22 protein-coding genes and 1 tRNA gene are annotated in these 18,301 nt (G+C 43.6%); 17 read left to right on the top strand and 6 right to left on the bottom strand.

Annotated features, from left to right (window positions below; translation table 11 throughout):
- The first annotated feature begins 38 nt into the window (after positions 1 to 38).
- Positions 39 to 434 carry a pyridoxamine 5'-phosphate oxidase family protein gene (locus BUB28_RS05095; protein WP_072949486.1) on the top strand — a complete coding sequence of 132 codons (396 nt, stop codon included), beginning with the start codon at positions 39 to 41 and terminating at the stop codon, positions 432 to 434.
- A gap of 94 nt (positions 435 to 528) precedes the next feature.
- On the opposite strand, the gene BUB28_RS05090 is transcribed toward BUB28_RS05095, so the two are convergent.
- The 4 genes from BUB28_RS05090 to rpmB form a co-directional block, all read right to left on the bottom strand.
- The gene (locus BUB28_RS05090; RefSeq protein ID WP_072949484.1) at positions 529 to 1,875 is read right to left on the bottom strand and encodes an MATE family efflux transporter; all 1,347 of its coding nucleotides are present in this window, start codon (positions 1,873 to 1,875) and stop codon (positions 529 to 531) included.
- Between the two features lie 225 nt (positions 1,876 to 2,100).
- Positions 2,101 to 2,862 carry an amino acid ABC transporter ATP-binding protein gene (locus tag BUB28_RS05085; RefSeq protein WP_072949483.1) on the bottom strand — a complete coding sequence of 254 codons (762 nt, stop codon included), beginning with the start codon at positions 2,860 to 2,862 and terminating at the stop codon, positions 2,101 to 2,103.
- Between the two features lie 12 nt (positions 2,863 to 2,874).
- Entirely contained in the window at positions 2,875 to 3,579 is a 705-nt protein-coding gene (locus tag BUB28_RS05080; RefSeq protein ID WP_072949481.1) for an amino acid ABC transporter permease, read from the bottom strand.
- 86 nt (positions 3,580 to 3,665) lie between these two features.
- A complete protein-coding gene (gene rpmB / locus BUB28_RS05075) occupies positions 3,666 to 3,851 on the bottom strand; it encodes a 50S ribosomal protein L28 (protein ID WP_019678047.1) in 186 nt (61 codons plus the stop codon).
- Between the two features lie 196 nt (positions 3,852 to 4,047).
- On the opposite strand from rpmB, the gene BUB28_RS05070 reads away from it, so the two are divergent.
- The 11 genes from BUB28_RS05070 to BUB28_RS05020 all read left to right on the top strand — a co-directional run bounded on the left by BUB28_RS05070 (position 4,048) and on the right by BUB28_RS05020 (position 12,392).
- Positions 4,048 to 4,788 (top strand): site-2 protease family protein, encoded by a 741-nt coding sequence (locus tag BUB28_RS05070; RefSeq protein WP_139277510.1) that lies wholly within the window; start codon positions 4,048 to 4,050, stop codon positions 4,786 to 4,788.
- Positions 4,789 to 4,816: 28 nt separating this feature from the next.
- Complete coding sequence (locus BUB28_RS05065; RefSeq protein WP_072949478.1) at positions 4,817 to 5,545, top strand: zinc metalloprotease; 729 nt, start codon at positions 4,817 to 4,819, stop codon at positions 5,543 to 5,545.
- 15 nt (positions 5,546 to 5,560) lie between these two features.
- Positions 5,561 to 6,316, top strand: a complete 756-nt coding sequence (locus BUB28_RS05060) for a segregation and condensation protein A (protein WP_072949476.1) — start codon at positions 5,561 to 5,563, stop codon at positions 6,314 to 6,316.
- On the top strand, positions 6,286 to 6,873 hold the full coding sequence (gene scpB, locus BUB28_RS05055) for an SMC-Scp complex subunit ScpB (protein WP_072949474.1): 588 nt from the start codon (positions 6,286 to 6,288) through the stop codon (positions 6,871 to 6,873). The genes BUB28_RS05060 and scpB overlap by 31 nt, the downstream gene beginning before the upstream one ends.
- A gap of 17 nt (positions 6,874 to 6,890) precedes the next feature.
- Complete coding sequence (locus BUB28_RS05050; RefSeq protein WP_072949473.1) at positions 6,891 to 7,841, top strand: hypothetical protein; 951 nt, start codon at positions 6,891 to 6,893, stop codon at positions 7,839 to 7,841.
- A gap of 10 nt (positions 7,842 to 7,851) precedes the next feature.
- Complete coding sequence (locus BUB28_RS05045; RefSeq protein WP_072949471.1) at positions 7,852 to 8,286, top strand: GerW family sporulation protein; 435 nt, start codon at positions 7,852 to 7,854, stop codon at positions 8,284 to 8,286.
- 62 nt (positions 8,287 to 8,348) lie between these two features.
- A complete protein-coding gene (locus BUB28_RS05040) occupies positions 8,349 to 9,497 on the top strand; it encodes a D-alanyl-D-alanine carboxypeptidase family protein (RefSeq protein ID WP_072949470.1) in 1,149 nt (382 codons plus the stop codon).
- 14 nt (positions 9,498 to 9,511) lie between these two features.
- Positions 9,512 to 10,243 carry a pseudouridine synthase gene (locus tag BUB28_RS05035; RefSeq protein ID WP_072949468.1) on the top strand — a complete coding sequence of 244 codons (732 nt, stop codon included), beginning with the start codon at positions 9,512 to 9,514 and terminating at the stop codon, positions 10,241 to 10,243.
- Position 10,244: 1 nt separating this feature from the next.
- The gene (locus BUB28_RS05030; RefSeq protein WP_072949466.1) at positions 10,245 to 10,625 is read left to right on the top strand and encodes a hypothetical protein; all 381 of its coding nucleotides are present in this window, start codon (positions 10,245 to 10,247) and stop codon (positions 10,623 to 10,625) included.
- A 21-nt stretch (positions 10,626 to 10,646) separates the two neighbouring features.
- Positions 10,647 to 11,594 carry a homoserine O-acetyltransferase MetA gene (gene metA, locus BUB28_RS05025; RefSeq protein WP_072949464.1) on the top strand — a complete coding sequence of 316 codons (948 nt, stop codon included), beginning with the start codon at positions 10,647 to 10,649 and terminating at the stop codon, positions 11,592 to 11,594.
- Positions 11,595 to 11,609: 15 nt separating this feature from the next.
- A complete protein-coding gene (locus BUB28_RS05020; RefSeq protein WP_072949462.1) occupies positions 11,610 to 12,392 on the top strand; it encodes a DUF4190 domain-containing protein in 783 nt (260 codons plus the stop codon).
- Between the two features lie 14 nt (positions 12,393 to 12,406).
- On the opposite strand, the gene BUB28_RS05015 is transcribed toward BUB28_RS05020, so the two are convergent.
- Entirely contained in the window at positions 12,407 to 13,300 is an 894-nt protein-coding gene (locus BUB28_RS05015; protein ID WP_072949460.1) for a polysaccharide deacetylase family protein, read from the bottom strand.
- 130 nt (positions 13,301 to 13,430) lie between these two features.
- Between BUB28_RS05015 and spoIIP the strand changes: the two genes are divergently transcribed.
- Entirely contained in the window at positions 13,431 to 14,585 is a 1,155-nt protein-coding gene (spoIIP, locus tag BUB28_RS05010; RefSeq protein WP_072949449.1) for a stage II sporulation protein P, read from the top strand.
- 4 nt (positions 14,586 to 14,589) lie between these two features.
- Complete coding sequence (locus BUB28_RS05005) at positions 14,590 to 14,895, top strand: hypothetical protein (protein ID WP_072949447.1); 306 nt, start codon at positions 14,590 to 14,592, stop codon at positions 14,893 to 14,895.
- On the opposite strand, the gene BUB28_RS05000 is transcribed toward BUB28_RS05005, so the two are convergent.
- A complete protein-coding gene (locus BUB28_RS05000; RefSeq protein ID WP_072949445.1) occupies positions 14,878 to 15,429 on the bottom strand; it encodes a hypothetical protein in 552 nt (183 codons plus the stop codon). The genes BUB28_RS05005 and BUB28_RS05000 overlap by 18 nt on opposite strands.
- A 96-nt stretch (positions 15,430 to 15,525) precedes the next feature.
- Between BUB28_RS05000 and BUB28_RS04995 the strand changes: the two genes are divergently transcribed.
- From BUB28_RS04995 to BUB28_RS04985, 3 genes are all read left to right on the top strand, one after another.
- Positions 15,526 to 15,597, top strand: a tRNA-Arg gene (locus tag BUB28_RS04995).
- Between the two features lie 294 nt (positions 15,598 to 15,891).
- Positions 15,892 to 16,350 carry a hypothetical protein gene (locus BUB28_RS04990; protein ID WP_072949443.1) on the top strand — a complete coding sequence of 153 codons (459 nt, stop codon included), beginning with the start codon at positions 15,892 to 15,894 and terminating at the stop codon, positions 16,348 to 16,350.
- Positions 16,351 to 16,354: 4 nt separating this feature from the next.
- Positions 16,355 to 18,283, top strand: a complete 1,929-nt coding sequence (locus BUB28_RS04985) for a M13 family metallopeptidase (protein ID WP_072949441.1) — start codon at positions 16,355 to 16,357, stop codon at positions 18,281 to 18,283.
- The last annotated feature ends 18 nt before the right edge of the window (positions 18,284 to 18,301 follow it).

The raw sequence follows: 18,301 nt of genomic DNA, 5'->3' as shown, positions 1-18,301 counted from the left end.
TAACGTCTCAGGGCGTAATATAAGGAGGTTTATTTAACATGAGCAAGCTTTACGATTTTTTAACAGAAGCAGGAATGTTCTTTATTGCTACAACTGACGGAGCACAGCCAAAGCTGAGACCTTTCGGTTCACATATCGAAATGGACGGCAAGGTAATGTTCGCAGTAGGTGACTTCAAGGCAGTTTACAGACAGATGCTGGCAAATCCTCTCTGCGAGATAGTTGCCTGCAAGCCTGACGGTGTATGGCTTAGATATACCGGCAAGATAGTTTTCGATGACGATCCTAAGTACACAGAGGCAATGTACGCAACAAGTCCGCTCCTGAAGCAGATATACAACGAGCAGACAGGCTTCAAGATGAAGATATTCCACCTTGAGGACGCAACTGCTTTCATTATGCCTCCTGTTGGCGAACCTGAGCAGATACTTTGATCCATAATTGAAAACGGGCGCACACTGTGCGCCCTGTATTTTTGCATAAAGAAATCCCGAAAGAAGCCGTTTGCCGACCTCCTTCGGGAGCTTTTTATATCTTGTTGTATGCGAGCCACAGCTTTTCTATGCGCTTTTTTCTTCTTCTAAGGTGGAATATTCCAACTGCTGTGACCATTGTGAGCATTTCCGATATAGGCACAGCAAGCCATACAAGCCCTATACTCTGCATGAAATAGGCGATGAAAGCCGCAGGTATCACAAGAAATGTACCTCGCAGAAGGGATATTATCTGTGCGCTGTGAGGCTTTTCGTCGGACATAAAGTACACCGACATAATAGTGTTTGCACCCATGAACGGCATGAACAGGAAGTATATCTTGAGACCGTTTTCGGCTATTGACTGCATTTTGCTGTCGTTGCTGCTGTTGAACAGGCTTACGATGTTCGAGGTCTGAGTATATATCAGCAGATAGGAAACAGCTGCAAGGACAAGAGCTGTTCTTATTGAAAGACACAGGATATAGTTTATTGCTTTTTCATCATTTTTGCCGTGGTATCGGCACATAAGCGGCTGTGCACCGCTGGAAAGTCCCACAAATACAGCTGTAAAGACTATACCGATATTGGCTATGACGCCGTAGGCTGCAATACCTGTGTTGCCCATAAGGCGATGTATCACGAAATTGAATACCATGAGCACTAAGCCGCCTGATATTTCCGTGAAAAAAGAATGAAGTCCCAGAGACATTATCTCCTTAATAACGCTCCATGAGGGACGCATTATCCTAAGACTGAAAGCATTCCAGCCTGTGATTATGTGGATACTCATTATGCTCATGCTTACAAACGGCGATATACACGTTGCAAGTGCAGCACCTCTCATGCCCATTCCGAGCTTGAAGATGAAAACATAATCGAGTATTATATTGGCAAGGCTACCACTCAGCATTCCCAGCATAGCAAGCTTTGGCGCACTATCGTTGCGCATGAAGCAAGCCATGATATTATTCATCAGGAAAGCAGGAGAGAATAGTAATATGGTTTTTAAATAATCGTGTGAAAGTCTGAAAACGTTTGTGTCTGCTCCGAGTAAATGTGTAAACTGTTTGGAAAAGAAGATGCCGATTATCTCAAAAACTGCGCTGACAGCAAGCATGGATATAAACGCATTTGTAAATATCCTGTCTGTCTCGATGCGTTCAGTTCTGCAATAAAGCATAGAGAACTTGCTTCCGCCGCCCATACCGAGCATAAGTCCGAAGCCGTTAAGAAAGTTAAAGACCGGCAAAGCAAGATTAAGTGCGGCAAGTCCTTGTGCCCCCATCCCCTTGGAAATAAAAAACGTATCAATAAGAATATATATTGATACACCGATAGAGCTGATAACATTAGCCAATATGTACATGAAAAAATCATTACGTATTGGTTTTATGTTCATTAAAATTGTTTACCCCCCATGTAAACCTATATTCAATAGCGTATGTATTACATCACGCTTTTTTTATTATATCACAAAATGTATGAAAATAATAGCCTTTTGCGTGAATTTTGTATAAATAATGAATTTAATATGCACCTATATGCTTCTCATATTATAATTTCACCAATTTGATGAACGGTAAAACGTATGGGCGAACAAAGTTCGCCCATTTGTAAGGATATTTCAGGTGTTAAATCTCTGTAAAAACTGCTTTACTCTTTCGGAAGCATTTTCGCCGAATAGCTGCTCGGGAGCACCCATTTCAACGATATAGCCGTTTTCCATGAATATGACCTTGTCCGCAACATCTCGTGCAAAAGCCATTTCGTGGGTTACGATTACCATTGTCATGCCGTCCTTTGCAAGCTCCTTGATTACCTTGAGTATCTCGCCTGTAAGTTCGGGGTCGAGTGCAGAGGTAGGCTCGTCAAAGAACAGGATATCGGGATTGAGTGCAAGGGCACGGGCAATGGATACACGCTGCTGCTGACCGCCCGAAAGCTCACATGGATAAGCCTTATCCTTGCTTTCAAGTCCCATTTTCTTCAGCAGAGCCATTGCCTTTTCACGAGCCTTGGCTTTGTCCTCTTTAAGCACGCAAACGGGAGCTTCCGTAATATTGCGCAGAACTGTCATATGCGGAAAAAGATTGAAATTCTGGAACACAAGCCCGGTTTTGAGTCTTATATCGCGGAGAGTCTTTGTATCGGCATAGACAGTCTTTCCTTTGGCGTTCTTTACGAGCATATCGGTTCCGCATACGTTTATGATGCCGCCGTCAGCACGTTCCAGCTGATTGATGCAGCGCAGAAGAGTGGATTTTCCGCTTCCCGAAGGACCTATTATTGCTACGACCTCGCCCTTTTCAACATTGAAGGAGATGTCCTTCAGCACTTCAAGGCTGCCGAAGCTTTTTGAAAGATTTTTTACATCAAGCATAGCCATTGTGGTATCTCCTTATTTATAGTAGTTGAGCTTCTTCTCGATATATCCGAAAATAAGCGTCAGAACGGTTGCGAATACAAAATAGAAGAGTCCTGCCATGAACAGAGGCATAAGTGAAGCATAGGTAGGTACCTGCTTCTTTGCGATGTACATTATCTCCATGTAGGGTATTGCAGACGCAAGAGATGTGTCCTTTACAAGAGTTATTATCTCGTTGGAGCTTGCAGGTACTACGCGCTTTATGACCTGTGGGAGAATGATGCGGAAGAATGTCTGTGAGCGGCTGAAACCGAGAGCGCCTGCTGCTTCGTACTGTCCCTTTGGGATAGCCTCTATGCCGCCGCGGAATATTTCAGCGAAGTATGCGGCATAATTAAGGGCGAATGCAAGGAGTATCATATTGAAAGTATAGCTTGAGCTTCTTATATCTATGCCGTCGAGAAGGTTATGGAGAAAGGCAGGACAGCTTTTCCACTGCAAAATATACGGCACAGAGTAGTGTGCTACGAAAAGCTGCAAGAGCAGGGGAGTTCCTCGCATAATGAGTATGTAAATGTTTGTCAGCCATGATATTGGCTTGAATTTGCACATTTTGAGCAGTGCAACTATCATTCCTAATGGGATAGCCCACAGTAAAGTAAAGCCGAATATCTTCAGCGTGGGAGGGATATAATCAAGCATGAGCTTGAAAAGAGTGCCGATCTGTTCCTTTGTCATATAAAAACCACCTTTTTTAGCCTTTAGCCTGTTTAACGAAAAAAGAGCGTCCCGAACCGGAACGCCCTTTATTTACTTTTTCATGATCAAGCTCTCTCGACCTTACCAGAACGTAAGCATCTTGAGCAAGCGTAGATATGACAAGGAGTACCCTTGACGATAGCCTTAACACGCTTTACGTTAGGCTTCCATGTTCTGTTTGAACGTCTGTGTGAGTGGGATACCTTGATACCAAAGGTTACGCCCTTTCCGCAGATATCACATTTTGCCATTAGGTTGCACCTCCTTAACTAACCTGTAAAAATACAACATGATTATTCTATCACATTATGAGAAAAAAAGCAAGTGTTTTTTGAAAAAAAAACAAAAAAATTTTTTAGAACCTGTAAAATCTCTTTTTTTACTTGAAAAATATGCCGTTATGTTGTATAATATATATTGTATAACTATTGGCGGAGCATTTCTGCTTTGCAAAAGAAAGGATTAATAATGTTCTCAGGTGGATTATCCGGCGATAAAATGGTTATTTACGCCATAAGACTATTAGTTTTTCTTCTTATAATACCAATACACGAATCTGCACACGGTCTTATGGCTAAGTGGCTCGGAGATGATACGGCAAAGAAAGAGGGAAGGATTTCACTTAATCCGTTCGTTCATCTTGATTTGGCAGGATTGGTGCTGATGCTTCTGATGGGCTTCGGCTGGGCTAAGCCTGTGCCTGTCAATATCTCGAATATAAAGCATCGCCGTGCAGGTTACGCCCTTGTATCCGCAGCAGGTCCGCTTTCAAACATTCTTGCGGCTTTTGTGGGGGCGGCGATTTTCAACACACTTTATTACACAAAGACAGGTCAGATGGCAGTTCTTGACAGCATTTCAGGTGCTATGAATACAGAGCATAATATATTAAGTGCTGTGCTGATGCTGCTTTTGATGTTCGTGAATATAAATGTGACCCTTGCACTGTTCAATCTGATACCTCTGCCGCCTCTGGACGGCTTTAATCTTGTAAGAGCGTTTCTGCCTGTAGAGGCTGACCGCTGGATATATGCGCATCAGCGTCAGATAAGTACCGCATTTATACTGCTTCTGCTTCTTGCGGCAAATATACCCGAGGTGAGTGAGCCGTTAATAGTGCTCATAGAAAAGGTAGAGGGGCTTATCTGGAGCTCTGTTGAATGGATAATACCGCTGGTAAGGAAATAATAGCATTACATTGGAGATATAGCGATATATGGAAAAATTTTACAGATTTATTCTTATACTTATAAGCAGAGGTATACTTCTTACTGCGCTGATGCCTGCGGCTTGTTTTGCAAAAGCATGGGTAGCGAAGATGTTGGGAGATAATATGCCTGAAAGTGACGGCAGACTGAGTCTTGATTTCAGAAGACATACCGACAGAGCCGGCATGATGTCAACTATAATCCTTGGCTTTGGCTTTGGTATGGAAATGAAGCATGATATTTCAAATCTGAAGCATATGAAGCGTGATATAACACTTATTTCCCTTGCAGCTCCTGTGGCATACTTCATTATGTATATACTTCTGAAAAATCTTGCAGTGCTTATTTACAGTATTTCGTTTTCATCTTTTTTGCTGGCAAGTATATATTTTATATTGTCAGAGGCGGCTTATGCCTGCCTTTGCTTTGGAGTAATAGCACTTCTGCCATTGCCTCCTCTTGACGGCTTCCAGATATTCTATCAGTTCTCATGGCCAAAGTTCAGACGTTGGTATTTCAGTCACTATCAGAAGATAATGTACTGGTCAAGGATAATACTTTACGGTATATTCCTCCTTGCTATCATTACCGACGGTGAGCTTTCACTCATAGGCTTCCTTGCAGACCTTTGGGCAAAGCTGTTATTAGATAAGCTAATCTTCTTCCATGTGGATTTTTCAAAGGTTACTTTGAAGATATTGAAGTATATTTTCAGGTATGACCATATAATTGATTAATGTTGCGGAGAGAATATGGAAAGTATTTCATTCAAGCTTGAGGTATTTGAAGGACCTCTTGACCTGCTTCTCAGCCTTATCGCAAAGCATAAGCTCAATATCTGCGATATCGAGATATCAAAGCTTTTGGAGCAGTATCTTATATATATAGATCAGGCACATGAGCAGAATTTAGAGCTTGCAGGCGAATTCCTTGAAATGGCTGCAAGGCTGATATATATAAAGACTGCTTCACTTCTCCCTCAGCCGGAGGAGGCTGAGCAGATGAAGCGTGAGCTGGAGGGTGCTCTTATAGAGTATTCGCTTTGCAAGATAGCCGCACAGAAGCTTGCAGAGGCGTATGTGGGCGGAGATATCTTTGTCCGTACACCTATGAAGATAAAGGCGGACATGACCTATACGCTTGTACATGAGCCTGAGAGACTTGCGATCGCATACAGCGCCATATCGCTGAAAAATATAAAGTCCGAGCACGCTAAGCTACACGTTGAGAACAAGATCAATTCCGTGGTAAAGCGCCGCATCGTTTCGGTAATGACCAAGGTAGTACATATCCTGAGACAGCTCTATGAATCGGGAGAGGTCTATATGGACAGTCTGTATGTTGGAGTTACCGACCGCTCGGCGAGAGTTGCTACCTTCCTTGCTGTCCTCGAACTCACAAGACACGGACGCATTACTATAAGCGACGACAATATGAAAATATTCTTCAAAGAAAAACAGAACGGAGTGAGAAAAACTTGGAGATCAAGGAAAAGCTCGGAGCAATAGAAGCTATCCTGTTCGCAAGCGGCGAACCAATCGAAATATACCGCCTTTCCGAGGCAAGCGGCGTTGACGCAGGTACACTCCCGTCCATGATAAGGCTTCTCAATGAGAGATATGAGGATTACGGCAGCGGTATCTGTATAAAGAAATTCGACAGCAGCTACCAGATGTGTACCCGTGAGGATTTTTCCGAGCAGGTACGTGCCGCCCTTGAAACAAAAAGATCTGCACCGCTTTCAAATGCCGCTATGGAGGCACTTACAATAATCGCATACAACCAGCCTGTTTCAAAGGGCTTCGTGGAAAATGTCCGCGGAATCGACAGTTCATCCGTTATCAACAATCTTGTTGAAAAAGGGCTTGTTGAGGAAGCAGGAAGACTTGACGTTCCCGGAAAGCCTATTGTCTACAGGACTACTTCTGTTTTCCTGAGAAGCTTCGGACTTAGCTCCACTGCCGATCTTCCGCCTTTACCGGGTCAGAGCGACCTTGTACTGGAAACGGAGGACGAATTCATCGCAAGAGAAACAGCTGAGACACAGCAAAATACTGAAAACTGACGAAAGGAGCGGCAGGAATGATCGTACTAAAAATTCTGCTGTATATACTTCTTGCCGTTTTGGGCATTATCCTCATAGTTCTTATTACTCCCGCAGGAGGAGAGTTCAGCTATATCGACGGAAAGTTCACCTATAAAGTAAAGCTTTGGATATTCGATATAATGAATTCCGAGGGCGGCGGTCTTTTGGGCTGGTGGAAAAAGCGCAAAGCAAAGAAAAAGGACAAACCTAAGAAGCCGAAAAAGCCCAAGCCTGTAAAAGCTAAAAAGCCCAAAAAGAAAAAGGAACGGGAAAAGTACGAATGGGAAAAGGAACTTGAAAATATCCCAGTAAATGATCCCGAGGCTGAAAGTATTGCAGAGGGGCTCGTTTCCTCCGAGACTGTAAGCGAAAGCACTGTCTCCGATGTGGCAGATGTTTCGGAGTCTGTTTCGGAAGCAGCGGGCAAAGATGAAAAAAAGAAGAAAAAGAAGCCGAAGCACAAAAAGGACGATGACCTTGATGATGATATATTCGGCGATGATGATGAAGATGATAAGGCTGAGGACGAGGAAAAGAAGTCTCTCAGCGATAAGATAGAAAAGCTCATAAGCATATGGGAAAGCGCACAGCGTCCTATGCTGAAGATATTCAAGGGCTTCAAGCTCCGCGATCTTTATATCGACTTTGAGATAGCCGACGAGGACGCCTGCGATTGTGCCCTTAAATACGGAAAGTTTTCGGCTCTTATCTACAATGGCATAGCATTTTTCAGCCAGCTATTCACGGTAAGACTCAAAACCGTAGATGTCAGACCTGCTTTCGGTGTCTCCAAGGGACGCTGGGACGCAGCAGGAAAGCTTTATTTCCGACTTGGAACAGCGGTTATTGCAGGAGCATGGTTCCTGATAACATATATTTTCAGAACAGTATTACCTGAAAAACTCAGAAAACGTAAAATGAAAAAATCCGCCGCAAGGCAGAAGTGAGGTATAAAACATGAGTGCAAACAAAACACCGGTAAGTGATCTTTTAGGTATTTCAATTGAGAAAATAAAGGAAATGGCAGATGTTAATGCCATTATCGGCGAGCCTATAAAGCTTCCAGACGGAACTACCATAATCCCAGTATCAAAGGTAAGCTACGGATTCGCTTCAGGCGGTTCGGATCTTCCTTCCAAGTATGATAAGGATCTGTTCGGCGGCGGAGCAGGTGCAGGCGTTTCCATAAAGCCTGAGGGATTTCTCGTTATCTCTCCTGACGGCGCAGCTAAAATGGTAAATATGGAAGGTTCTAATGACCTGATAAGCAATGCCATCGAGAAAGCTCCTATGGTAATTGAAAAGATCAGCGGTTTTATCAACAAGAAGAAAAACGGCGGCAATGAAGTTAAAGCAGACGGTATAACAGACGAGTCTGTAGAGCTCAACTGAGAATAATCACAGATATTCAGGCATATCCTTTAGCATGAAGTATATTATGCGGAGGTATGCCTATGAAAAGGATATTTGCTGTATTAGCGGCATTTATCATAACAGATGTAAGTGTAAGATGCCATACTGTCTGTGCAGTCGCACAGCCTGAGGTATCTGCTAAGGCAGCAGTACTCATCTCAGCCGATACAGGCGAGGTGGTATATGCAAAAAACTGCAATGAAAAGCTGCCTATGGCAAGTACTACAAAGATAATGACCACTCTCCTTTGCCTTGAAAGCGGCGGACTTTACGACAAATTCGTTGTTGACAGCGAAGCAATAAAGGTCGAAGGCTCGTCAATGGGCTTGCAGGAGGGAGATATCGTCACAAAATATGATTTGTGCTGCGGTATGCTGCTGCCCTCAGGCAATGACGCTGCCAATGCAGCGGCTGTAAGGATATCAGGCAACATAGGGAAATTTGCTGAGCTGATGAACGATCGTGCCCGAAAGCTGGGGCTTTCTAAGACCTATTTTGTTACACCCTCGGGACTTGAGGGGGAAGGACACGGCTCGTCAGCATATGATATGGCAATGCTTGCCCGTGAAGCTCTCAGGAACGAGCTTTTCCGCAGTATCTGCTCTCAGGACAGTATAAAGCTTGAATTCGGTGATCCGCCATATGTAAGGTGGCTGAAAAATACAAATAAGCTTCTTAATATGTATGACGGAGTTTACGGTGTAAAAACAGGTTTTACCGATGAAGCGGGAAGATGTCTTGTTTCTGCCTGTGAAAGGGACGGAAAAGACCTTATCTGCGTTACCCTTAATGATCGCAGCGACTGGAACGATCATATCGCTATGTATGATTACGGCTTTGATACTGTACGCGTAATTGATGCGGCTATTCCTGCCGGTATGACTGTGAATACTGTGGGCGGCGAAGTTGATAAGCTCAGGCTCGTGCCAAAGGAAAGTTCTGTAAGGGTATGTACAATGGCAGGAAATGAGGAGGATATACAGTTTACTCTGCTCACTGCACCGTTTGTATATGCGCCCATAAATTACGGCAATGAGGCTGCAATGCTGCGTATAAGCTTTATGGGGCGTGAGGTGGAAACAGTTCCGCTTTATGCTGCGGAAAGCATAACAGCTGCGGCTGAGCGCCCTGAGAAAAAGGGAATATTTACGAAATTCAAAGAAATGCTCGGGAGCTTTTTCTCCCGCTAAGGATAGGATAAAAAGTGGAAAAAATAAGAATTCAGAAAATGATAGCCGATTGCGGCGTGTGCTCCCGCAGAAAAGCAGAGGAGCTTATAACACAGGGCAGAGTCAAGCTCAACGGTCACCCCGTAAAGCTTGGGGATAAGTGCGGCTTCAAGGATATCATCACCGTTGACGGCGAGCGTATCTATATGCCGAAAAAGCGCAGCTTCACATACCTTATGATGAACAAGCCGAGAGGATACGTAACTACCGTTTCCGATGAGCTCGACAGACGCTGTGTTATGGACCTCCTTGAAGATGTTGAGGAGCGTGTATATCCAGTAGGTCGTCTTGACCGTAATTCCGAGGGACTTCTCCTCTTTACAAATGACGGCGAATTTGCAAACAGTATCATGCACCCAAGCCGCCATATCTCAAAGACATACCGTGTTACCGTGCGTCCTGATATAACAGATGAACAGCTTGTTCAGCTTTCCGAGGGCGTTGAGATAGACGGTAAAAAGACCCTTCCTGCTTCCGTAGTCGTAAAGACAAAGGAAGAGGGCAGAGTCGTTCTGCTTATGACCATAAAAGAGGGCAGAAACCGTCAGATACGTAAAATGTGCGAGGCTGTTGGACTTGAGGTCGCAAGACTTCGCCGTATAAGCATAGGTCCGCTGAAGCTTGGTATGCTGAAGCCCGGCGGATACAGAGAGCTTACTCCCGATGAGCTTCGTGCAATAAGAAACGCTATCGGCAAGGAGAAGTAAAATGCTGGAGATACAGGAAAGATTTGACGCAGAAGGCTATGATGAGCTTAAAAGAGCGGCAGGAAATGCTGAGCTCCATATCACAGAGGCTCTCGACAAGGGCAGTGTCATTGGTTTTATAGCCTATTCCTACGGCACGGACAAAACCGTGGTCTATGATTATGACGACGGCGGAGATATGATGCTCTGTGACGGTCTTGTGCGCTCGGTAATGCTCAAAAGTGTGCTGAAGGGGATAAATCATATGCTCTTTGAGCTTCCTGACAGCAGTAAATTTGATGTATTAAAAAAGCTCCGTTTTGTGGTCGGAGACAGCAGACAGTGTACAGACCTTGAGCATTTTATGAACGGCTGTGAACACTGCAAGGGTAAGAAAGAATAAATATGAAAGGAGCGATTTGGATTGCCAATCAGGATATCTTCAGAGCTTCCGGCATTCAAAACGCTTGGAGAAGAAAATATCTTCATCATGTCGAAGGAAAGGGCAGAGCATCAGGATATCAGACCCCTTAAAGTAGTTATCCTCAATATCATGCCCAAAAAGATAGAGACAGAGTGTCAGCTTCTGAGGCTTCTCAGTAATACTCCGCTTCAGGTGGATATTGACCTGCTTCAGATGTCATCTCATGTTTCAAAGAATACATCCAAACATCATCTTGAGTCTTTCTACAAGACCTTTGATGAGATACGTGACGACCGCTATGACGGTATGATAATTACAGGTGCGCCTGTAGAGCTTCTTGATTATGAGCAGGTGGACTACTGGGACGAGATATGCAGTATAATGGAATGGTCAAAGACCCACATCTTTTCCACTCTTTATATTTGCTGGGCAGCTCAGGCAGGTCTTTACTACCACTATGGCATACCTAAGTATAACCTTGACCATAAAATGTTCGGTATCTTTCCGCACAGGGCTGAGGTCAGCAATTGTCAGCTGCTCAGAGGCTTCGATGATGTATTCTATGTTCCTCATTCGAGAAATACTGAGGTGCGCCGTGAGGATATCGAGCGTATCCCTCAGCTTGAGATACTTACTGTCTCGGATATAGCGGGAGTGCATATAGTTGCCAATAAGAATGGCAGACAGTATTTCATTACAGGACATTCGGAGTATGACAGAGATACATTAGCCAACGAGTACAGGCGTGATGTATCAAAGGGAATTGATATACAGCTCCCTTATAATTATTTCCCGGGGGACAACCCTGATAATGTTCCTGTTTTTTCATGGAGATGTACAGCTAATCTCATGTTTTCAAACTGGCTCAACTACTGTGTTTACCAGAAAACACCGTATAACCTCGACGAACTTGAGGTGCGGAATTGGAACTGGCAGACAAGTCTATAAAAGGAGAATTTAAAAATGGACGATCTGAATAATTACAATAACAGCGACAATAATAGTCAGTCTGATAACAGTACTGATAATAATGGCTATAATAATGGCTATGGAAATCCAAATCCGTTCAATAACGGTAATCAGTATAACGGTCAGAATAACGGTTATATCAACGGAAATCAGTACAATAATCAGAATAACGGCTATAATAACGGAAATCCCTACAATAACGGATATAACGGAAATAATCCTTTCACAGGAAATTATAACGGATATCCACAAAATATGTATAACAACAATGACGGTATGCCCGAGCAGAAGGGCGCAGGCTTTGCAATAGCATCATTTGTTATTTCACTTGTGAATTTTGTTTTATGCTGTACTGTCCTCAGTGTAGTAACTGTCCCGATTTGTCTTATCTTCTCGATAGTTTCACTTGTCGGAAAGAGAAAGGGCAAGGGCTTTGCTATTGCAGGTATCATTATTTCTGTTATTTCGGGTATTTTCTTTGCTTACTACGGATATATCTTCTATAAGGTAGGTCCTGATTTTATTTACTTCTCAGAAAACAGTACACAGATAATCGAAGAATACGATAGGGACGGCACTATCCCTGAAAGATTTGAGAAATACAGAGATCCTAAGTACGATAAGTATTGGGATAGAATGGGTTATGACAGCTTCGATGAGTTCTTTGACAGGTTTATCAAAGATCAGAAGAGAAAGAATGAATCAGGCGTAACATATGATTATGAACGAAAAAACGGCACACTTTATGTAAGTGAAGGCTTGTTGACTACAGCTTAAACAGACTCCCCGAATTATTGCGATTCGGGGAGTTCTTTTGTAAGCTCGCTCATATATTCCTCGGTGGATACGAGACCGCTTCGGTTGTTTCTGAAAATACCGTAGAGACAGTCGGGAGAACGAGTGATATAATTCATGCCCTCGCGGCAGGTCAGGGAGATTTTTATGCCATTGTCACGGAGAACAGGCAGACTTTCGCGGCAAAGTGCGCCGAATGGATAGGCAAATACTACAGGTGATATGCCGCAGCTGTCATGGAGCTCTGTATTCAGAAGTCCGATATCCATATTCAGCGTATAAGAGTATTGCTCAGGTGTTTCATCAGGATTTATGGCACAGCCCTGTCTGCGGCTGTCACGGGAATGCATATCATAGGTGTGGCTGCCTATTTCTATGCGATTCGAAGCAATAAGCTGAGAGATATCCTCCCATGTGAGATATGAATATGCGTCGGCATGAGGGTCGGCAGGTGCATAATCGTCGGTGTATCTGCCCACAATAGATACAATGGCACACATATCATATTTCTCCAGCAGGGGCAGTGCAATTGAAAGATTGTTGTAAAAGCCGTCATCAAAGGTTATGAGAACAGGCTTTTGCGGCAGCTCGCCGTTTTTGTTTGTGTAGTCTATGAGCTGTTGTGCGCTTACACTTGTGTAGCCGTGATCTTTCAGCCATATAAGGTCGTTTTCAAGCTGTAAAGGAGAAACTATATAGTCAGCAGGAGCTTTTTCGCATACGCTGTGATACATTATTACAGGCAGCGGAACAGGTCTTTCCGCAGAAGCTTCAGCAGCAGATGAAATTCCGTAGCGAAGGGGGAAAAGCGCTCCGCAGCATATTGCTGCCAGAAGAATGAGAACAGCAGCTCTGCTGAAAATCCTCTTTAGTCCGAAACATTTGTACATCGTCATCACCTCTCAATATCTTATGACAGAAAATGCCGAAAAATGACGGTGGATAAGCTTCAGCGGATATCATATACCTGATGTTGTGAGAATATACTTATTTCAGAGGAATTACTTGTGAGGTGAGTATATGACACGCCATAAACGCAGAAAAATAAAAGGACTGGCTAAGTGTATCACAGCAGTTATGCTGCCTGCTGCCATAGCTTCGGGAGTTAGCGGAGTCAGGGCAGCTCTTTCCGATACAAGAGCATACACTCTTGATACTACAGGAAATGCGGCTGCAAAGCACATCGAACTGACTTCCGAAAGCATAAGCAAAATAAAAAAGCAGGACGAACTGCTTTCAGGCAGCATGATACTCTCGGAGGGCTACGGCATAGATGATGAAAGCGAAAATGATACGGAGCTTGTAAGACTGCCGGATCCGCTTGATATGAAGCCAGAAAGTGCAGGTGAAAAGCCGTATCCGAAAGAATGGCATACTGACGGAGAAATAGTCAGACTTTCTTATGACAGCTACAGCGGTAATTCATTCTTTGACCTTGAAAAAGGGGGACAGGTAAATAACAAGACCGATATACCCAATGAAGTCCTTATGAAGGAGAGCAGCTATCTGCCTAATTTTACTGTTTCTGATACAGACGAGCCCCTTGTGCTCATCTATCATACCCACACTACAGAAAGTTTTGAGCCCTATGTCCGTGAGCGGTATGACAGCTCATTCAACTATCGTACTACGGATAATACGAAAAACGTTGTCATGGTAGGCGACGCAATACAGGCAGAGCTTGAAGCGCAGGGGATAGGAGTTATCCACGCCACAACTGTACATGACTATCCCTCGTATAACGGCTCTTACGGGCGCAGCCGTGAGACTATCCTGCCTATTCTTGAAAAATATCCAAGCATAAAGGTAGTCCTTGACATACACAGGGACGCTATATCTGCCGATGGAGTCGCATATCAGCCTTTTGTTGACATAAACGGCAGAGAGGCTTCGCAGATAATGATAATCTCGGGCTGTGATGACGGAACGCTTGGTATGCCGAATTATATGGAAAATTTCCACTTTGCCTGCACACTTCAGCAGAAGCTTGAATCTGATTATAATGGCTTGACCCGTCCGATATTATTTGATTACAGGCACTATAATCAGGACCTTACTAACGGCAGCCTGCTTATAGAAGTGGGCTCACACGGAAATACGCTTCAGCAGTCGCAGTATGCAGGACAATTGTTCGGTCATTCACTGGGACAGCTTCTCAATTCAATGAAAAGGTGATACAATGCGAAAATGCAAAAAAAAGACCGCCTTAACAGCAGCATTTCTTTACCTGCTGTTAAGCGGCGGTTCGTGGATGTTTATTAATTCTTATGCCAATTCCCATAATCAGATGAGCGAGGAAAAGATGATACCTGTTGGAGTGACAGTAGGCAGTGATACAGCTTCAGTGGAGATACTGGATCATTGCAGTAAATTCAGCCTTTCGGGAATAGCTCCCGACAGCAGGAACTACTGTGCGGCATATCTTGTCTCTCCGGACGAGATACGGTTCACGGCATATATCATTTCATTATGTATAAAGATTTGACTGCATAGTCTCATAGAAGGTGTTGAGTTCACCTGTATAGATAAGGTCAGCACCTGGAAAAGACCTGAAATCATCGGGTGTATACAGACAGAAGGCTTTTTCAAGCGGAATGCCTATCTTATCCATAGTGTAAGCGACGAACTGTGAACAGACGAAGCTTCTTTCACGTTTCCATTCAATATTGAAGTAAACAGCCAGAAGTCCCAGCAGATTATAGGAGTATACCTTCCTATGCTCCTCAAAGTGATTTATTATAATATTGAAGGCTTCTTTTTGTTCGTGAGAAACCTTTATACGGTATATTTCGCATGGAATATTATGATACTGACCAAGTGTACCCTGTCCGACTATTTCCTTGTTGAATGTAGCAGGAAGCGGAAATGGACGGTAAGTACGGCAGAAGCTGTACATTTCGGTAAGGTCAACATCACCTGACAGAGAAACGTGATTGTAAGGTTTTTTTGTGAAAAATTTGAAGAACCGTGCGGGTCGTGTACCTGTTTGCGCAACTATAAGATAAATATAGTCCCCCAAAACGTTCCCTCCTAATTTATTTTTTATAATTATAGCATAAAAGCTTGCAAATTTCAAGAGTTTTTGATATAATAATAAAAGTGTACTGTTATATGTGCGCCTGTAGCTCAGTGGATAGAGCATTGGCCTCCGACGCCATGTGCGCTGGTTCGATCCCAGTCAGGCGTATACTGAAATGGCGAAGTACAGCCATAAAACTGAAAAGAGCAGGTATCCGATATGCATTTGCTGCTGTCGGATATCTGCTCTTTTTTTTTATGTGTAATAAATATGCAATAAAATTTTGTGGATTTTGACGTTGTTTTTTTATGATGTATAAAAATCGGAGTGGATTATTGGTGAAAAGGTAAAAAGTCATAGCTATGAGCATTTCACCACAAAAAAAGCATATTTCACCACATATCAGACCATTCGTACTTTTTACGTGTTATAATCAAGAAAAACGCGAAAGGACTGGTATCCATGAAAAAATTGCTGATCGCATTGATAGTGCTCGTAGTAGGCGGAGGTGCAGCCTGGTTTGTTCTGCTTCGTCCAGAGGCAGTTTCGCAAGAAAAACTTACACAGGATTTTGAAACACACCGTCAGGCGTATGAAGATATTGCGCTTTATCTGAAAAGTCATAAAATATCCACAGAGATCACCGATATACCGTTGGCAGGCAAAAGCTATGACGGCGTTGTATACGAGGATTCTGCGGAGTACACAGCCTTCATGGATGGTATATATGAAATAATGAAAGAAGATCATGATGCGATTATTTCGGACGGAAAAACGGTAGAGTTCATATATCACAGTACCGGCGGCAAGCTGCGTAAGCTTTATGGCTCGGTGATATACAACGGCGAGAAAAAGGTCGATGGGAAAGTTACCGTTCCGCTGACAACAGACGGCTGGCATTTATATATTGCACAGGGGTGATATCATGCGCCGAAATATTGCTATATTTCTTGCAGCATTCATGTTTACGGGGTGTGGGGCAAAGATTGTTCAGAATGAGCCAAAGCCTGTTGACGACACTGTTTATACCCGTGAAAGCGCGGGTATCCGTCTGGAAGATGATTTTTACGGCTATTTGAATTTTGATTTTCTTTACGGCACAGATATTCCTGCGGATATGATGGAAATGGGAACGCTGCGGGGCGCACAGAAAAATATTGACGATATCATTTCACGGGAGATAATAAAACTCGGAAACTGCGATAAGACATATCCGAAGGGCAGCAGTGAACAGCTTATACGTGACATTTACGAGCAGTGTCTTGATACGGATACAAGAGATAAGATAGGGCTTGCTCCTCTTGAAAAAGGCTTGAATTCGTTAAAAGGCGCACGGACGGCAAAGGAACTTGTTAATGTATGCGGTATGCTTTACACGGAGTATGGTGTTTCGGTTCTGCCTGCGGTCGGTGTTATTCAGGACTTTTGCGACAGCAGCAGAAATATGCCGTATGTCGGGCAGATGCAGCTTTACTATTCTGCCGATGAGCTTCTTAACGGCAAGGACACTGCCGAAAACTTGCAGCAGCAGTTGACCGAACTATTGAACGCGTTCGGTCACGAAGATGCCGACAGCCTTGCTTATGCTATTGTTACCATGCTTCTTGATATAGCCGAATGCACCGCCGATTTGGATAAAATGTCGGTGGAAGATATGTACAATATCCGCAAACCTGAGGAGTTCGCCCCGCTTTTGGCGGAGTATTTTGAAATGATCGGAATGGGCGGCAGAGATATTATGGTTATTGATACCGTACAGCTCGAAAAGATATGCTCTCTGCTGACAGATGAAAATACAGAAATATGGAAAAACCTTGCCGAGTGTATGCTTATTTACGCGTATAAAGACTATCTTCCGTCAGACTATGCTAAGGCTTTTGAGCAGAATGAGCATAAGACTGCCGAGGAGAGAGCGGTTCAGACCGCAGAAAGTCTGCTCATGGGCGATGTAGAGAATATATATGTTCAAAAATACCGCGATGATAAGACCTTTGCGGCTGTTCGTGAAATGACCGTGGATATCATCTCGGCGTACAGAAAATGTATAAAGGGCTCGGAGTCTCTTACCGAAAACGACCGTAAAGAATGTCTTGCGAAGATCGACAACATCACTGTAAATATAGGCTGTTCGGATAAAGAGATGCAGAGGGAAATTCAAATATCGGACAATTTGCTTGAAAGTGCCGTAAGTATAAAAAGAGGAGCTGTTCAGGAGATGCTGACCTCTGTGGATAAAGCTCCGAAAGTTGATGAATGGAATATGCCTGCGTATGCGGTCAATGCATACTACGACTCGCAGAAAAACAGTATCACCGTTCCTATGGGTACGTTCATCGTTCCGATTTTTGATGTTAAGGCTGACTATTATACGAATTTGGGCGGACTTGGTTCGATCATCGCCCATGAGATAGGTCACGCTTTTGATGCTGACGGTATCCTTTATGACGAAAAGGGCAATTACCGCCCCGACAGGATAAGTACAGAGCGCACAGAATTACTTTGCGGTAAAGTTGCAGAGTACTTCGGCAGTATGCAGATCATGGGGACATTCTATATAAACGGCGAAAACACAAAAGGCGAGAATGCGGCAGACCTCGGCGGTATGCAGGTGATATCTTCCATGACAGATGATAAGGACGAACTTAGGCGCATATTCGAGAGCTATACAAAGCTGTGGGCAACGCTTTCATATGATACGAATGTGTCTGGGCAGATAACTGATGATGTACACAGTCCCTCAGAGATAAGGGTGAATGGTGTGCTTTCGAGCTTGGATCAATTCTACAGGGCATATGATATTTCGGAGAACGACGGTATGTATGTGCCTTATGACAAAAGAGTAAGGGTGTGGTAAGATGCGGATCTTTATAAA

Source organism: Ruminococcus flavefaciens, assembly GCF_900143025.1.
In the GTDB taxonomy this organism is placed as follows: Bacteria; Bacillota; Clostridia; order Oscillospirales; family Ruminococcaceae; genus Ruminococcus; species Ruminococcus flavefaciens_I.
This window is presented reverse-complemented; position numbering and strand designations above follow the sequence as displayed.